The following is a 13,151-nucleotide window of genomic DNA, read 5'->3' as shown; positions in this document are numbered from 1 at the left end:
CGTGACGCACCCCTCCGCGCGCTTTAACGGTTCCGTCGGTAGATGACGCCCGCGAGCACGGACAGCAGCTTGACCACCCAGCCCGGCCGGTCGAACGTCATCACGTTGATGCTCTTGAAGCGGCGCTCGGAGACCGCCAGCGCCCGCGTGAACTCCCGCAGCCCGTCGCGGCCGTGGATGCGCCCGAAGCCCGAGTCGCCCACCCCGCCGAACGGCAGGGACGGCATCGCGGCGAAGGCGATGACCCCGTTCACCGACACCATGCCGACCCGCAGCCTCCGGGCGATCTCGTAGCCGCGCTTCTTCGCGAAGACCGAGCCGCCGAGCCCGTACTTCGACGCGTTCGCCCGCTCGACGGCCTCGTCGATGTCCCGCACGCGGTTCACGACGACGGTCGGCCCGAACGTCTCCTCGGTGACCGCGATCGAGTCCTCCGGGACGTCCGCGAGCACCACGGGGTCGACGTAGGGCGCGCGCACCGACTCGCGGCCGCCGAGGACGGCGCGGCCGCCCTTCGCCAGCGCGTCGTCGATCTGGTCGGAGATGACGCCGAGCTGGCTCGGCATCGTGATCGGCCCGTACACCGACCGCGACTCCCCGCCCGGCCGCAGCTTCGCCGCGCGCTGGGCGACCTTGTCGAGGAACTCCTCGGCGACCGCGTCGACGACGTAGACGCGCTCCACGCCGATGCAGGTCTGCCCCGCGTTCGACATCGCGCCCCACACCGCGGCGGCTGCGGCGTCGTCGAGGTCGGCGTCGTGGTCGACCAGCAGCGCGTCCTTGCCGCCGCACTCGACGAGGATCGGCGTGAGGGTCTCCGCGCAGGTCGCCATGACCTTCTTCGCCGTGGCGGTCGACCCGGTGAACGCCACCTTGTCGACGCCCGCCCGGCACAGCGCCGCGCCGGTCTCGCCCTCGCCGGTGACCAGCGCGAACAGGCCCTCGCCGTAGCCGTCGGTGCGGTGCAGGACCTCGGCGAACGAGTCGACGAGCCACTTCCCCACGGTCGGGGTCAGCTCGCTCGGCTTGAAGACGACGGCGTTGCCGGCCGCGAGGGCGTAGCCGATCGAGCCCATCGGCGTGAAGACCGGGTAGTTCCACGGCCCGAGCACGCCGATGACGCCGAGCGGGCGGTACTCGATGGTCGCCTTGTGGTTGACCATCAGCGCGCCGGCCTCGAAGCGCTTGCGGCCCAGTGCGGCCTTCGCGTGCTTACCGGCCCAGTGCAGGTGGTCGATGACGAGGACGACCTCGAGCCGGGCGTCGTCGAGCGGCTTCCCGGTCTCGCGGCTCACCAGCTCCGCGAGCTCGTCGGTGCGCTCGATCAGCAGCTTGCGCCACGCGCCGAGGCGGTCGCGACGCCCGTCGAACCCGAGGTCGGCCCACCACTGCGCCGCGCGCCGGGCGCGGTCGACGACGGCCTTGACCTCGTCCGGGCCCTGGACCGGGTGGGTCGCGATCACGGATCCGTCCCGCGGGTCGAGGGAGTCGAAGGTCTGTCCCGACGACGGGTCGGTGTCCGACTCTGGCCGCGCTGCCGTGCTCGTCATGCGACGGAGGTTACTCGGCGGTACACCCATCCGGCGAGTGCGTCACGGAGTCGGGCGGCGTCGGGCCGGGCGGCGTCGGGTCGGCGGGCGCTCCGCGGGGCCACCACCTCCGGGCAAGATCCTGTTCTGCGGAGCGAAGTGGTCGCTGAACGAGCACTTCGCTCCGCTCGTCAGGATCTTGCCGGTGGGAGGGCGTCCCGGAGACGGGCGGCGGTGGCGTCGAGCTCGGCCCGGTCGGCCGGGCGCGCGGCGTCGAGCCGGAGCACGCTGCCCGCCACGCGCGGCAGGACGTGCAGGTGGACGTGCCAGATCTCCTGGCCCGCCGTCACGCCGTCGGCGAGGAAGAGGTTCACGCCGTCGGCGAGCCCCGCCGTCCGGGCGGCCGCCGCGACCCGGCGGCCGAGCTCCCACATGGCCGCGCCCTCCTCGGGGGTGAGCCCGGCCAGGTCGACCACGTGGCGCCGCGGGACGACCAGCGTGTGGCCCGGGACGGCGGGCTGCAGGTCGAGGAACGCGACCGGCCCCGACCCGTCGTCATGAACGGTGCTGCTCTCCGCGCGCCCGGCGAGGATCGCGCAGAAGACGCACTCCCCGCCCACCTCGGCGGGCAGGATCTGCCGCTTCGGGGTCCGGCGGATCGGGGGCAGGCGCACGGGTCAGAAGAGCCGGAACTCGTCGGACTCGATGCCGCGCAGGGCGTCGTAGTCCAGCGTGACGCAGCGGATGCCGCGGTCGGTGGCGAGCACGCGGGCCTGCGGCTTGATCTGCTGCGCGGCGAAGATGCCCTGCACCGGGGCGAGCAGCGGGTCGCGGTTGAGCAGCTCCAGGTAGCGGGTCAGCTGCTCGACGCCGTCGATCTCGCCGCGACGCTTGATCTCCACCGCCACCGACCCGCCGTCGTGATCGCGGCAGAGCAGGTCGACCGGTCCGATCGCGGTCGGGTACTCGCGGCGGACGAGGGTCCAGCCGTCGCCGAGGGTGTGGACGTGCTCGGCCAGCAGCTCCTGCAGGTGGGCCTCGACGCCGTCCTTGACGAGGCCGGGGTCGACGCCGAGCTCGTGGGTCGAGTCGTGCTGGATCTCCTCGAGGGTGATCGTCAGCGTCTCGTCGGCCTTGTTCCGGACGACCCACTGTCCGGGCTCCTCGGTGAGCCAGCACGGCGGGCTCATCCAGTTCAGCGGCTTGTAGGCGCGGTCGTCGGCGTGCACGCTGACCGACCCGTCGGCCTTGACGAGCAGGAGCCGGGTCGCGCTGGGCAGGTGCGCGGTGAGCCGACCCGCGTAGTCGACCGTGCAGGTCGCGATGACGAGACGCACGGGCCCGAGGGTTCCAGATGCGCTTCGTGGATCATCGCGGGGTGTGGAGACCACCGGCTCGCGCGAGATCTACGCCAATCCCTGGATGACGATCCGCGAGGACACGTTCCTCCGTCCCGACGGCGGGCACGGGATCTACGGGGTGGTCGACAAGCCGCACTACGCGCTGGTCATCGCGCTCGAGGGCGACCGGATGATGCTGGTCGAGCAGTTCCGCTACCCGATCGGCCTGCGCCGCTGGGAGTTCCCGCAGGGCACGGCCCCGGACCGCGCGACCATGGACCCCGCCGAGCTCGCCGCCCGGGAGCTGCGCGAGGAGACCGGGCTGACCGCACGGTCGTGGCACCCGCTGGGCCTGCTCGACGTCGCGCCCGGCCTGTCCTCGCAGCGCGGCCGCGCGTTCCTCGCCACCGACCTGGTGCCCGGCGAGCCCGACCGCGAGGACACCGAGGCCGACATGCGCGCCGCCTGGTTCTCCCGCCACGAGTTCGAGGACATGGTGCGCGCCGGCGAGATCACCGACGCGCAGTCGATCGCGGCGTACGCGCTGCTTCTGCTGTCGGGTCGGTAGGGGCCGCTGCTCGGTGACAGCAATGCGTCACTGCGTGCACTGGACGCCAGGAAAGCCACATCGTGGGCGCGCCCGAATCGGTACCGCTGGTCCCTGATCGGACGGGGAACACTGTGGTCATGCCGCTCGTGCGTCTCGGTCCGCTGGCCGTACCCACCCCGTCCGAGGCGCTCTCGTTCACCGCGGAGGTCGCCGCCGTGGGCGCCCGGCTGCCGGAGCAGGTCGGGTCGCTGCTCACCGAGGTGACGCGACTCGTGGGTCGGCTGGACACGATCGCCACGCGCGTCGACGGCCTGCTCGACCGGGCCGAGGGCATCGTCGACGAGATCGAGGGGGTCATCGGCCAGGCGCGGACGATCACGTCGGGCGCCAACGAGGTCGTCAGTTCCGCCCGCGAGATCACCTCCGGCGCCAACGAGGTCGTCGACGACGCCCGCGCCATCACTTCCGGCGCGAACGAGGTCGTCGACTCCGCCCGCGACATCACCTCCGGCGCTGACGAGGTCGTCAGTTCCGCCCGCGACATCACCACCGGCGCCGCCTCCGTCGTCGACGATGCCCGCGCCATCACTTCCGGCGCGAACGAGGTCGTCGACTCCGCACGGACGATCACCTCCGGCGCCAACGAGGTCGTCAGCTCCGCCCGCGACATCACCACCGGCGCCGCCTCCGTCGTCGACGACGCCCGCTCGATCACCTCCGGCGCCAACGAGGTCGTGGGCTCCGCCCGCGAGATCATCGGCGGGGCGAGCGAGGTCGTCGACCAGGCGCGGGCGATCACCAAGGGCGCCGACGAGGTGATGAGCTCGGCCGGCAACACCAGCCGCAGCGCCCAGGACCTGCTCGCCCTGTACCGGCCGATGCTCGAGAAGGCCGCACCGCTCTCGCAGCGGTTCGTCGACGACCTCGCGCCCGAGGAGATCGACGCGGCCATCAAGCTGGTCGACGAGCTCCCGGCCCTCGCCCACCACGTCTCCACCGACATCCTGCCGATCCTGGAGACCCTCGACCGCGTGGGGCCGGACCTCAACGAGCTGCTCGAGGTCACCAAGGACCTCCGCAACGCCATCGACGGCATCCCCGGGTTCTCGTTCCTCAAGCGCCGCGGCGAGTCGAAGGACGACGACCTCGAGAAGGCCGACTGACCGGGGGAACCGGGACCGTGGGACACGGGTCACGGTCGGCGCCGGCCGGCCACGCGCGGTGCCCGTCGACGACCGGACCGCCGCCACGGCGCCGTCGGGAAGGAGTTCTGCGAAACGACCACCACGACGACGGGTCACCGGTCACGATCACCGGCATGCGCCGCCTGCTGCTCGTCCTCGCCGTCGCCCTGGCCGCCGCGGGGTGCTCGACGGCTCCCGCGCCGGCTCCGGACCCGTCGTCGACCGCCGACCCCACCGGCACCCGGGTGCTCACGCCGGCCCGCGGGCTGTTCACCGTCGAGGTGCCGTCCCGGTTCGCGGACGTCGTGCCCGGGTCGCCGGAGGCCACCGCCGTGCCCGCGCTCGCGGAGGCGCTGCAGCGCGGCGTCGGGGTCCTCGCGATCGACCGCCGCCAGGGCTACTCCCCCACCGCCGGCGGCTACTGCACGCTCGTCGGCGCGCAGGACCTCCCGCAGCTCGCGGACGAGGCCCGGCAGGCGCTCCTGAGCACCGGGACACCCCAGGGCACGCCCGAGTTCACGGTGCTGCCCGCCACCGGCCCGGCGGGCCCCCGCGTCGCCGGGACCTACCGGACCGTCTCGAACGGCCGCACGCTCACCGTGCAGCAGGTGTCCGGGCTCGCCGGTCCCGGCCGCGCCTGCCTGGTCACGGCCTCGACCGACGACCCGGTCCGGGACGCCGCCTTCCTGACGACGGCCCGGGACACCTTCCGCATGGCCGGTTAGGCCTGGGCGGACGCCTCCTCGCGGTCCAGTCCGTGCACCTCACGGATGACGTCGACGAACTCGCCCATGATCCCCGTCAGCGAGTACGTCTTCGGCGTCACCACCCGGTGCACCCCGAGGCGCTGCAGCTGCTCGGCGTCCTTCGGCGGGATGATCCCGCCGGCCACCACCGGGATGTCGGCCGCGTCCGCGCGGGCGAGCCCGTCGAGCACCGCCGGGATCACCTCGAGGTGCGAGCCGGACAGGATCGACAGCCCCACGACGTGGACGCCCTCCTGCACCGCCGCCGCCACGATCTCGGCCGGGGTGAGGCGGATGCCCTGGTAGATGACCTCGAAGCCGGCGTCGCGCGCCCGCACCGCGATCTGCTCGGCACCGTTGGAGTGCCCGTCCAGGCCCGGCTTGCCGACCAGCATGCGCAGCGCCGACACCCCGAGATCCGCCGCCGTCGCACGGACCCGCTCGCGGACCTGCTCGAGCTCGGTCGGCTCACCGTCGGCGGCCTCCGAGCCGGGGGCGGTCGATCCCGACGACGAGGCCGCGGTCACCCCGGTCGGGGCGCGGTAGGACCCGTAGACCGAGCGCAGCGCCCCGGCCCACTCACCCGTCGTCACGCCGACCTTGGCGCACGCCAGCGTCGCGTCCATGAGGTTCTCGGTGCCGCCCGCCGCGGTCGTGAGCTGTTCGAGGGCGGCCTGCACGGCCTCGGGGTCGCGGTCGGCGCGCCACGCGGCGACGGCCTCGCGCGCCTGCTCCTCGACCTCCTTGTCGACCACGAAGATCGCGTCGGCGCCCTCGGCCTGCAGCGGGCTCGGCTCGGTGGAGGTGAACTTGTTGACCCCGACGACCGTGTCCTCGCCGGACTCCAGCCGCATCCGTCGCGCGGCCAGCGAGCTGACCAGCTGCGACTTCATGTAGCCCGAGTCGACGGCCGCCACCGCCCCGCCCATCTCGGCGACCTTCGCGATCTCGGCGCGCGCGCCCTCCATGATCGAGGCCGTCTTCGTCTCGATCACGTGCGAGCCCGCGAAGATGTCGTCGTAGTCGAGCAGGTCGGTCTCGTAGGCGAGCACCTGCTGCATCCGCAGCGCCCACTGCTGGTCCCAGGGCCGCGGCAGGCCGAGCGCCTCGTTCCACGCCGGCAGCTGCACGGCGCGGGCACGGGCGTCCTTCGAGAGCGTCACGGCGAGCATCTCGAGCACGATGCGCTGCACGTTGTTCTCGGGCTGCGCCTCGGTGAGGCCGAGCGAGTTGACCTGCACGCCGTAGCGGAAGCGGCGCATCTTCTCGTCGGTGACGCCGTAGCGCTCCCGGCACAGCTCGTCCCAGAGCTGGGCGAACGCGCGGAGCTTGCAGATCTCCTCGATCACGTGCAGGCCGGCGTTGACGAAGAACGAGATGCGCCCGACGACCTTGCCGAAGTCGGCCTCGGGGACCTGGCCCGAGTCGCGGACCGCGTCGAGCACCGCGATCGCGGTCGAGATCGTGTAGGCGACCTCCTGCGTCGGCGTCGCCCCGGCCTCCTGCAGGTGGTAGCTGCAGATGTTGATCGGGTTCCACTTCGGGACGTTGGAGACCGTCCACGCGATCATGTCGGTGATCAGCCGGACGCTCGGCCCGGGCGGGAACGCGTAGGTCCCGCGCGAGAGGTACTCCTTGACGATGTCGTTCTGCGTGGTGCCCGCGAGCTTCGCGCGCTCCGCGGCGGGGTCCCGGCCGTCGGCCTCCGCCTGCTCGTCGGCCACCGAGACGTAGAGCGCGAGCAGCCACATCGCCGTCGCGTTGATCGTCATCGAGGTGTTCGCCTCGTGCAGCGGGATCTGGTCGAACAGCGCCCGCATGTCGCCGATGTGCGACACCGGGACGCCGACCTTGCCGACCTCGCCGCGGGCGAGCTCGTCGTCGGGGTCGTACCCGGTCTGCGTCGGCAGGTCGAAGGCGACCGACAGGCCCGTCTGCCCCTTGGACAGGTTGCGGCGGTACAGCTCGTTCGACGCCTTCGCGGACGAGTGCCCGGCATAGGTCCGCATGACCCACGGACGGTCACGCGAGTCGTCGGTCGGGTACGGCATGGGTGAACCTCCGAGCAGGGACCGGACCCATGGAGGTTACCGGCGGGTCGCGTCGGCGCTGCACATGCTGCTTTTCACAGGATCGGTCACGATGGCCCCGGGAGGAATCACATGGTCGGCTCCATCGGCGAGATCCTGACGGCGATCGCCGTCGTCATCCTGCTGGCGGGCTTCCTGCGCTACACCTTCGGCTCCGGCCCGACGGGGGCCATGCCGAGCGAGGGTGGCGACGTCGGGTTGCTCGAGACGGTCGCGACGGTCCCGACCCGGGAGGCCGCCGAGGTCCTGGCCGCCCGCCTGGCCCGCGAGAAGGTCCGCGCGACGATCGCGCACGGCACCGAGGGCTGGGACCTGCTCGTGTTCCCCGGCGACGCCGACGACGCCCGGGTGGTGCTGCGCATGTGAGCACCTCCCGTGGCCGGAGCCACGGAAAGTGCTCACGTGCGTCAGCGCACCGGAGGCGCGTTGACCCGCTCCACGTCGCCGCCGAGGGCCCGCAGGTTCTCGACGAACAGCGGGTAGCCACGGTCGATGTGCGCGACGTCCCAGACCTCGGTCTCGCCGTCCGCCACGAGTCCGGCGAGCACGAGGCCGGCGCCGGCCCGGATGTCCGAGGCCCACACCGGGGCGCTGGACAGGCGCCGGACGCCGCGCACCACGGCGTGGTGTCCGTCGGTGCGCGCGTCCGCCCCGAGCCGGACCATCTCCTCGACGAACCGGAACCGGCCCTCGAAGATGTTCTCGGTGATCATCGACGTGCCCTCGGACACCGCGGACACGGCGATGGCCATCGGCTGGAGGTCGGTCGCGAAGCCCGGGTAGGGCAGCGTCACCCAGTCCACCGAGCGCGGCCGCCCGTCGCCCCGGACCCGGAAGCCCTCGGCCACGATCTCGGTGTCCGCGCCGGCCTGCGAGAGCTTGTCCAGCACGAGGTCGAGGTGGTGGGGGTCGACGCCGCGCACGGTGACGTCGCCGCCGGTCATCACGGCCGCGAAGGCCCAGGTGGCGCCCACGATGCGGTCGCCGATGACGCGGTGGGTGGTGGGCGTGAGCTCGGCGCCGCCCTGCACGGTCAGCGTGGAGGTGCCGCCGCCGGAGATCTTGGCGCCCATCTCCTGCAGCATCCGCACGAGGTCGACGATCTCCGGCTCGCGCGCGGCGTTGTCGATCACCGTGGTGCCCTCGGCGAACACCGCCGCCATGAGGATGTTCTCGGTCGCCCCCACCGACGGGAAGTCGAGCCAGATCTGCGCGCCCCGCAACGTCTCGCCCCCGGCCTCGGCCACGACGCAGCCGTGCGAGATCTCCGACCGGGCGCCGAGCAGGCGCAGCCCCGCCTGGTGCATGTCCAGGGGCCGGGAGCCGATCGCGTCGCCGCCGGGCAGGGGCACCACCGCCCGCCGGCAGCGTCCGACCAGCGGGCCGAGCACGCACACCGACGCACGCAGCCGCGACACCGACCGGTAGTCGGCCTCCGGGTTCAGCTGGGCGGGCACGTCGATGACGACGACGTCGCCGTCGATCGCGACCTCGCACCCGAGGCTGCGCAGCACGTCGCCCATGAGCGGGACGTCGAGGATCTGCGGACAGTTCGTGATCGTCGTCCGGCCCTCGGCGAGCAGCGCCGCCGCCATCAGCTTGAGCACGCTGTTCTTGGCGCCGACGACGTCCACCGTCCCCGAGAGGGAGGTGGCCGGTCGCACGACGAAGTGCTCGTTCACGTCCGGCGACGCTACCGGCCGCGTCCGGACCGACGACGGCCGGGCGGGGCCCGCCGGGGCACCTAGACTCCGCGGCATGGCCGTGCACCTGACCCGCATCTACACGCGCACCGGGGACGACGGGACCACGGGCCTGTCGGACTTCTCCCGCGTCCCGAAGACGCACCCGCGCCTGGGCGCCTACGCCGACTCGGAGGAGACGAACGCGGCGATCGGCGTCGCCCTCGCCGTCGGGAACCTCCCCGAGCAGCTCGTCGGGCCCCTGCAGCAGATCCAGAACGACCTGTTCGACGTGGGCGCCGACCTCGCCACGCCGGTCACGGAGAACCCGGAGTACCCGCCGCTGCGCGTCACCGAGGCCCAGGTGGAGCGGCTCGAGGGGTGGTGCGACGCGTTCAACGAGGACCTGGCGAAGCTCGACTCGTTCATCCTGCCCGGCGGCACGCCGGGCGCGGCCTACCTGCACGTCGCCCGGGTGGTGTGCCGGCGCGCCGAGCGGAGCACGTGGGCGGTGCTCGAGGCCGACCCGGACCGCACGAGCCCGCTCCCGGCGCGGTACCTGAACCGCCTCTCGGACCTGCTGTTCATCCTCGGCCGCGTCGCGAACCCCGGCGGTGACGTCCTCTGGGTGCCCGGCGGGCCGGAGGCTCAGGGGTCGAAGGGGTAGCGGTCGCGCGGCACCTCGGCCATCTTCTCGACGAGCTCGTCGGGCACCTGGGGGCCGAGCCGGTCCAGCGCCGGGCGCAGGCTCGACGGCGCCGGCACCCGGGACGACCCCGGTCGCAGCACCTCCAGGGCGGTCCGTGCGGCCGCGGTCGGCCGGGCGACCTCGTCCGGGCCGAGGGGCACGACGCGCCCGTCGCCCGGCCACACGCGCATCCCGCCCGGCGGGAGGGCCCGTCCGAGGGCGTCCGCCGCCTCGGCGTCGACGAGGACGACCGGGGCCAGCCCGGCCACGGCCCGCGCCACCTGGTGGGCGGCGGTCTCGACGCGCCGCCACCGCCCCGGGTCGTCCGGCCCCACCCCACCGATCACGACGACGGGTCGGTGCCGGTCGAGCAGCGCACGGACCGCCGCGCCGCCGGCCGCCCCGGTCCGGCGCAGCACCGTCGCGGTGAGCGGGACCCCGCCGCACGAGCCGGGCACCCGGGCGAGGAGCCACGGCACGAAGTCGGGCACCGCGGGTGCGGTGCCGTCCCCGGCCCGGGGCGCGAGGACCTCGACGTCGACCAGGACCCACGCCCGCGCGCCCTCCACCCGGGTCGCCGCCCCGCGCCAGGAGCGGACGCGCGTCCGGGTCCGTCGACCGTCGTCGCGGGTGTCCACGACGTCCAGCCGGACCGCGGCGTCCACCTCCGGGTCGTCGGCGTCGTCGTGCCGGTCGCGCGCGAGGACGAAGCGTCCGCCGTCGCTCGCGCGGACGCGTGACCCGACCTCCGGCAGGGAGGACACGTGCCGTCGCCCCAGCTCCTCGGCGTGGTCGACCACCGCCAGGTCGGTCAGGTCCACCGCCTCGTCGTGCGGAGTCCCCCACAGCATGCGCAGTGCGTCCATGCGTCCCCCTCGCCCCCAGGGACGAGAGTATGGCCGAGTGGGTGACGCCCGTCACGCATCGTCACGGCACGGATGATCCGCTCAGCTCGCCTGGCGGTACCCCGTGGAGCGGCCGGGAGGCGTGGCCTCCAGCCAGGACGAGAACCCGGTGACGACGTCGGCGCCCATCGCGAGTTCGAAGGTGCCCTCCCCCGTCCGGCACCGCAGCACGGTCGACCCGGGGGCGTGCAGCTCCGTGGCGCGCGGGGCGCGCCGGTCGACGATCTCGACGTCGAAGCGGTCGAGCACGACGTTCGGGCCGGACCGCAGCCCGCTGACGCGGTACCAGCGGAACTGGTCCCCGCGGTAGCGCGCGATCCCGGAGTGCCAGCCGCGCTGGTCGTCGGCCGCGGTCACCGCGTCGGCCGGCAGGGCCCGGCGCAGGGCCACGTCCACCCCGCCGCGGCGCAGCGACTGGAGGCGGCGCAGCGCGACGAGGGCGACGAGGAGCAGGACCGCCGCCACGACGACCAGCACGATCTCGACCGTCATCCCCGTGGTCGTCATGCGTGGTCGTCCTGCGTGCGGTCCTGCACCCTCTGCGCGCTCCTACTGCTCCACCGACTCGCCCGCGGCCTGGAGTCGGGCACGGGCCCGGTCGCGCGCCACGCGCCACTCCTGGTCGTCGGACTCGCCGATGTAGTGCTCGGCCTCCCGGAGATCGTCCTTGGCCTGGGCCACGTCGATCTCGGAGGCCAGTTCCGCGAGCTCCGCGAGGACCGTGACCGACTCCGCGGTCACGGACAGGAAGCCGCCGAACGCGGCCACGTGGAAGGACTCGCCGTCGGTCGGGTCCACCCGGACCACGCCCGCCTCGCGCAGCTGCGCGATGAGCGGCTCGTGGCCGGGGAGGATTCCGATCGCCCCCTCGACCGTGCGGGCGGAGACGAAGGAGGCCTCACCGGACCAGATCTTCTTCTCCACGCCGACGACGTCGACCTGCATCTCGGCCACGACTACTCCGAGTACTTCTTGATGTTCGCCTCGACGTCGTCGAGGCCACCGCACATCTGGAAGGCCTGCTCCGGGGCGTTGTCGTACTCGCCCTTCGCGATCTTGTCGAAGGCCTCGACGGTGTCCTTGACGTCCACGGTCGACCCGGGCTCGCCGGTGAACTGCTCCGCGGCGTACATGTTCTGGCCGAGGAACCGCTCGATGCGACGGGCGCGACCGACGGTGAGCCGGTCCTCCTCGGAGAGCTCGTCGATGCCGAGGATGGCGATGATGTCCTGGAGGTCGTTGTACCGCTGCAGGATGCGGATGACCTCGCGGGCCACGCGGTAGTGCTCCTCCCCGATGTACTGCGCGTCGAGGATCGTCGAGGTCGACGTCAGCGGGTCCACGGCGGGGAAGATGCCCTTCGCGAACACGCCACGGGAGAGCTCCGTGGTCGCGTCGAGGTGGGCGAACGTCGTGGCCGGCGCCGGGTCGGTGTAGTCGTCGGCGGGGACGTAGATCGCCTGCATCGAGGTGATCGAGCGGCCACGGGTCGAGGTGATGCGCTCCTGGAGCTCACCCATCTCGTCCGCCAGGGTCGGCTGGTAGCCCACCGCCGAGGGCATGCGGCCCAGCAGCGTCGAGACCTCCTGGCCGGCCTGCGTGAACCGGAAGATGTTGTCGATGAAGAGCAGCACGTCCTGCTCCTGCACGTCGCGGAAGTACTCCGCCATCGTGAGGGCCGACAGGGCGACGCGCATGCGGGTGCCCGGCGGCTCGTCCATCTGCCCGAAGACGAGGGCGGTGTCCTTGAGGACGTTCGCCTCGTCGAGCTCGACCCAGAGGTCGTTGCCCTCACGGGTGCGCTCGCCGACGCCGGCGAACACCGAGGTGCCACCGAAGTTCCGGGCGATGCGCTGGATCATCTCCTGGATGAGCACGGTCTTGCCGACGCCCGCGCCGCCGAACAGGCCGATCTTGCCGCCCTCGACGTAGGGGGTCAGCAGGTCGACGACCTTGAGGCCCGTCCAGAGCACCGAGGTCTTGCCCTCGAGCTGCTCGAAGGGGGGCGGCGGCCGGTGGATGCCCCAGTGCTCGGCGTCCTCGGCGTAGCCCGGCTGGTCCATGCAGTCGCCGAGGGCGTTGAACAGGTGGCCCTTGACCACGTCACCGACCGGCACCGAGATCGGCTTGGCGGTGTCGTGCACCTCGGAGCCGCGGACGACGCCGTCGGTGGGCTGCATGGAGATGGTGCGGACCTGGTTGTCGCCCAGGTGCTGGGCGACCTCCAGGGTGAGGGTCTTCTGCTCGCCGTTCAGCTCCACCGGGAGCTTGAGGGCGTTGAACAGGTCCGGCACCTCGCCGCGCGGGAACTCCACGTCGACGACGGGGCCCAGGATGCGGGTGATCCGGCCGGTGGCCCCGGACTTCTGCTCGTCGCGGCCGGTGTCGGCCGGAGCGGTGGACTGGGTCATGGTCACTCCCGTGGGGATCTGCTCGC

General features: G+C 72.9%; 14 protein-coding genes. 5 read left to right on the top strand and 9 right to left on the bottom strand.

Features of this window, described 5'->3' with window-relative positions; all coding sequences use genetic code 11:
- Nucleotides 1-23 precede the first annotated feature (23 nt).
- The 3 genes from LN037_RS19110 to nucS all read right to left on the bottom strand — a co-directional run bounded on the left by LN037_RS19110 (nucleotide 24) and on the right by nucS (nucleotide 2,866).
- Nucleotides 24-1,550: an aldehyde dehydrogenase family protein gene (locus LN037_RS19110; protein ID WP_230755527.1), complete on the bottom strand. Its 1,527-nt coding sequence runs from the start codon at nucleotides 1,548-1,550 to the stop codon at nucleotides 24-26.
- A 170-nt stretch (nucleotides 1,551-1,720) separates the two neighbouring features.
- On the bottom strand, nucleotides 1,721-2,203 hold the full coding sequence (locus tag LN037_RS19105; protein WP_230755525.1) for an HIT family protein: 483 nt from the start codon (nucleotides 2,201-2,203) through the stop codon (nucleotides 1,721-1,723).
- A 3-nt stretch (nucleotides 2,204-2,206) separates the two neighbouring features.
- Nucleotides 2,207-2,866: an endonuclease NucS gene (nucS, locus tag LN037_RS19100; RefSeq protein WP_230755523.1), complete on the bottom strand. Its 660-nt coding sequence runs from the start codon at nucleotides 2,864-2,866 to the stop codon at nucleotides 2,207-2,209.
- A 43-nt stretch (nucleotides 2,867-2,909) separates the two neighbouring features.
- Here nucS and LN037_RS19095 point away from each other — a divergent pair, with 43 nt between their 5' ends.
- From LN037_RS19095 to LN037_RS19085, 3 genes are all read left to right on the top strand, one after another.
- Nucleotides 2,910-3,437, top strand: a complete 528-nt coding sequence (locus LN037_RS19095) for an NUDIX domain-containing protein (protein WP_230755521.1) — start codon at nucleotides 2,910-2,912, stop codon at nucleotides 3,435-3,437.
- A gap of 119 nt (nucleotides 3,438-3,556) precedes the next feature.
- Nucleotides 3,557-4,582: a hypothetical protein gene (locus LN037_RS19090; protein WP_230755519.1), complete on the top strand. Its 1,026-nt coding sequence runs from the start codon at nucleotides 3,557-3,559 to the stop codon at nucleotides 4,580-4,582.
- A 155-nt stretch (nucleotides 4,583-4,737) separates the two neighbouring features.
- Complete coding sequence (locus LN037_RS19085) at nucleotides 4,738-5,328, top strand: hypothetical protein (RefSeq protein ID WP_230755517.1); 591 nt, start codon at nucleotides 4,738-4,740, stop codon at nucleotides 5,326-5,328.
- Here LN037_RS19085 and LN037_RS19080 read toward each other — a convergent pair.
- A complete protein-coding gene (locus LN037_RS19080; protein ID WP_230755515.1) occupies nucleotides 5,325-7,400 on the bottom strand; it encodes an ethylmalonyl-CoA mutase in 2,076 nt (691 codons plus the stop codon). The two genes, LN037_RS19085 and LN037_RS19080, sit on opposite strands and share 4 nt — an antisense overlap.
- A 111-nt stretch (nucleotides 7,401-7,511) precedes the next feature.
- Between LN037_RS19080 and LN037_RS19075 the strand changes: the two genes are divergently transcribed.
- Nucleotides 7,512-7,805: a hypothetical protein gene (locus LN037_RS19075; protein ID WP_230755513.1), complete on the top strand. Its 294-nt coding sequence runs from the start codon at nucleotides 7,512-7,514 to the stop codon at nucleotides 7,803-7,805.
- A 41-nt stretch (nucleotides 7,806-7,846) separates the two neighbouring features.
- Here LN037_RS19075 and murA read toward each other — a convergent pair whose 3' ends face one another.
- A complete protein-coding gene (murA, locus tag LN037_RS19070; protein WP_230755511.1) occupies nucleotides 7,847-9,121 on the bottom strand; it encodes a UDP-N-acetylglucosamine 1-carboxyvinyltransferase in 1,275 nt (424 codons plus the stop codon).
- A gap of 76 nt (nucleotides 9,122-9,197) precedes the next feature.
- Between murA and LN037_RS19065 the strand changes: the two genes are divergently transcribed.
- Nucleotides 9,198-9,788, top strand: coding sequence for a cob(I)yrinic acid a,c-diamide adenosyltransferase (locus LN037_RS19065; RefSeq protein WP_230755505.1), 591 nt, complete (start codon nucleotides 9,198-9,200; stop codon nucleotides 9,786-9,788).
- On the opposite strand, the gene LN037_RS19060 is transcribed toward LN037_RS19065, so the two are convergent.
- The 4 genes from LN037_RS19060 to atpD form a co-directional block, all read right to left on the bottom strand.
- On the bottom strand, nucleotides 9,770-10,675 hold the full coding sequence (locus tag LN037_RS19060) for a hypothetical protein (protein WP_230755503.1): 906 nt from the start codon (nucleotides 10,673-10,675) through the stop codon (nucleotides 9,770-9,772). The genes LN037_RS19065 and LN037_RS19060 overlap by 19 nt on opposite strands.
- A gap of 81 nt (nucleotides 10,676-10,756) precedes the next feature.
- Nucleotides 10,757-11,221: a DUF2550 domain-containing protein gene (locus tag LN037_RS19055; protein WP_230755501.1), complete on the bottom strand. Its 465-nt coding sequence runs from the start codon at nucleotides 11,219-11,221 to the stop codon at nucleotides 10,757-10,759.
- Nucleotides 11,222-11,263: 42 nt separating this feature from the next.
- Nucleotides 11,264-11,668 carry a F0F1 ATP synthase subunit epsilon gene (locus LN037_RS19050; RefSeq protein ID WP_230755499.1) on the bottom strand — a complete coding sequence of 135 codons (405 nt, stop codon included), beginning with the start codon at nucleotides 11,666-11,668 and terminating at the stop codon, nucleotides 11,264-11,266.
- Between the two features lie 2 nt (nucleotides 11,669-11,670).
- Entirely contained in the window at nucleotides 11,671-13,125 is a 1,455-nt protein-coding gene (gene atpD, locus LN037_RS19045) for a F0F1 ATP synthase subunit beta (RefSeq protein WP_230755497.1), read from the bottom strand.
- Between the last annotated feature and the right edge of the window lie 26 nt (nucleotides 13,126-13,151).

The sequence above is a fragment of the Actinomycetospora soli genome, from assembly GCF_021026295.1.
In the GTDB taxonomy this organism is placed as follows: Bacteria; Actinomycetota; Actinomycetes; order Mycobacteriales; family Pseudonocardiaceae; genus Actinomycetospora; species Actinomycetospora soli.
This window is presented reverse-complemented; position numbering and strand designations above follow the sequence as displayed.

Coding starts and splice junctions, on each gene's coding strand:
- LN037_RS19090 (WP_230755519.1), top strand. CDS start 3,557: ATGCCGCTCGTGCGTCTCGGTCCGCTGGCCGTACCCACCCCGTCCGAG.
- LN037_RS19075 (WP_230755513.1), top strand. CDS start 7,512: ATGGTCGGCTCCATCGGCGAGATCCTGACGGCGATCGCCGTCGTCATC.
- LN037_RS19065 (WP_230755505.1), top strand. CDS start 9,198: ATGGCCGTGCACCTGACCCGCATCTACACGCGCACCGGGGACGACGGG.
- LN037_RS19060 (WP_230755503.1), bottom strand. CDS start 10,675: ATGGACGCACTGCGCATGCTGTGGGGGACTCCGCACGACGAGGCGGTG.
- LN037_RS19110 (WP_230755527.1), bottom strand. CDS start 1,550: ATGACGAGCACGGCAGCGCGGCCAGAGTCGGACACCGACCCGTCGTCG.
- LN037_RS19080 (WP_230755515.1), bottom strand. CDS start 7,400: ATGCCGTACCCGACCGACGACTCGCGTGACCGTCCGTGGGTCATGCGG.
- LN037_RS19085 (WP_230755517.1), top strand. CDS start 4,738: ATGCGCCGCCTGCTGCTCGTCCTCGCCGTCGCCCTGGCCGCCGCGGGG.
- LN037_RS19055 (WP_230755501.1), bottom strand. CDS start 11,221: ATGACGACCACGGGGATGACGGTCGAGATCGTGCTGGTCGTCGTGGCG.
- atpD (WP_230755497.1), bottom strand. CDS start 13,125: ATGACCCAGTCCACCGCTCCGGCCGACACCGGCCGCGACGAGCAGAAG.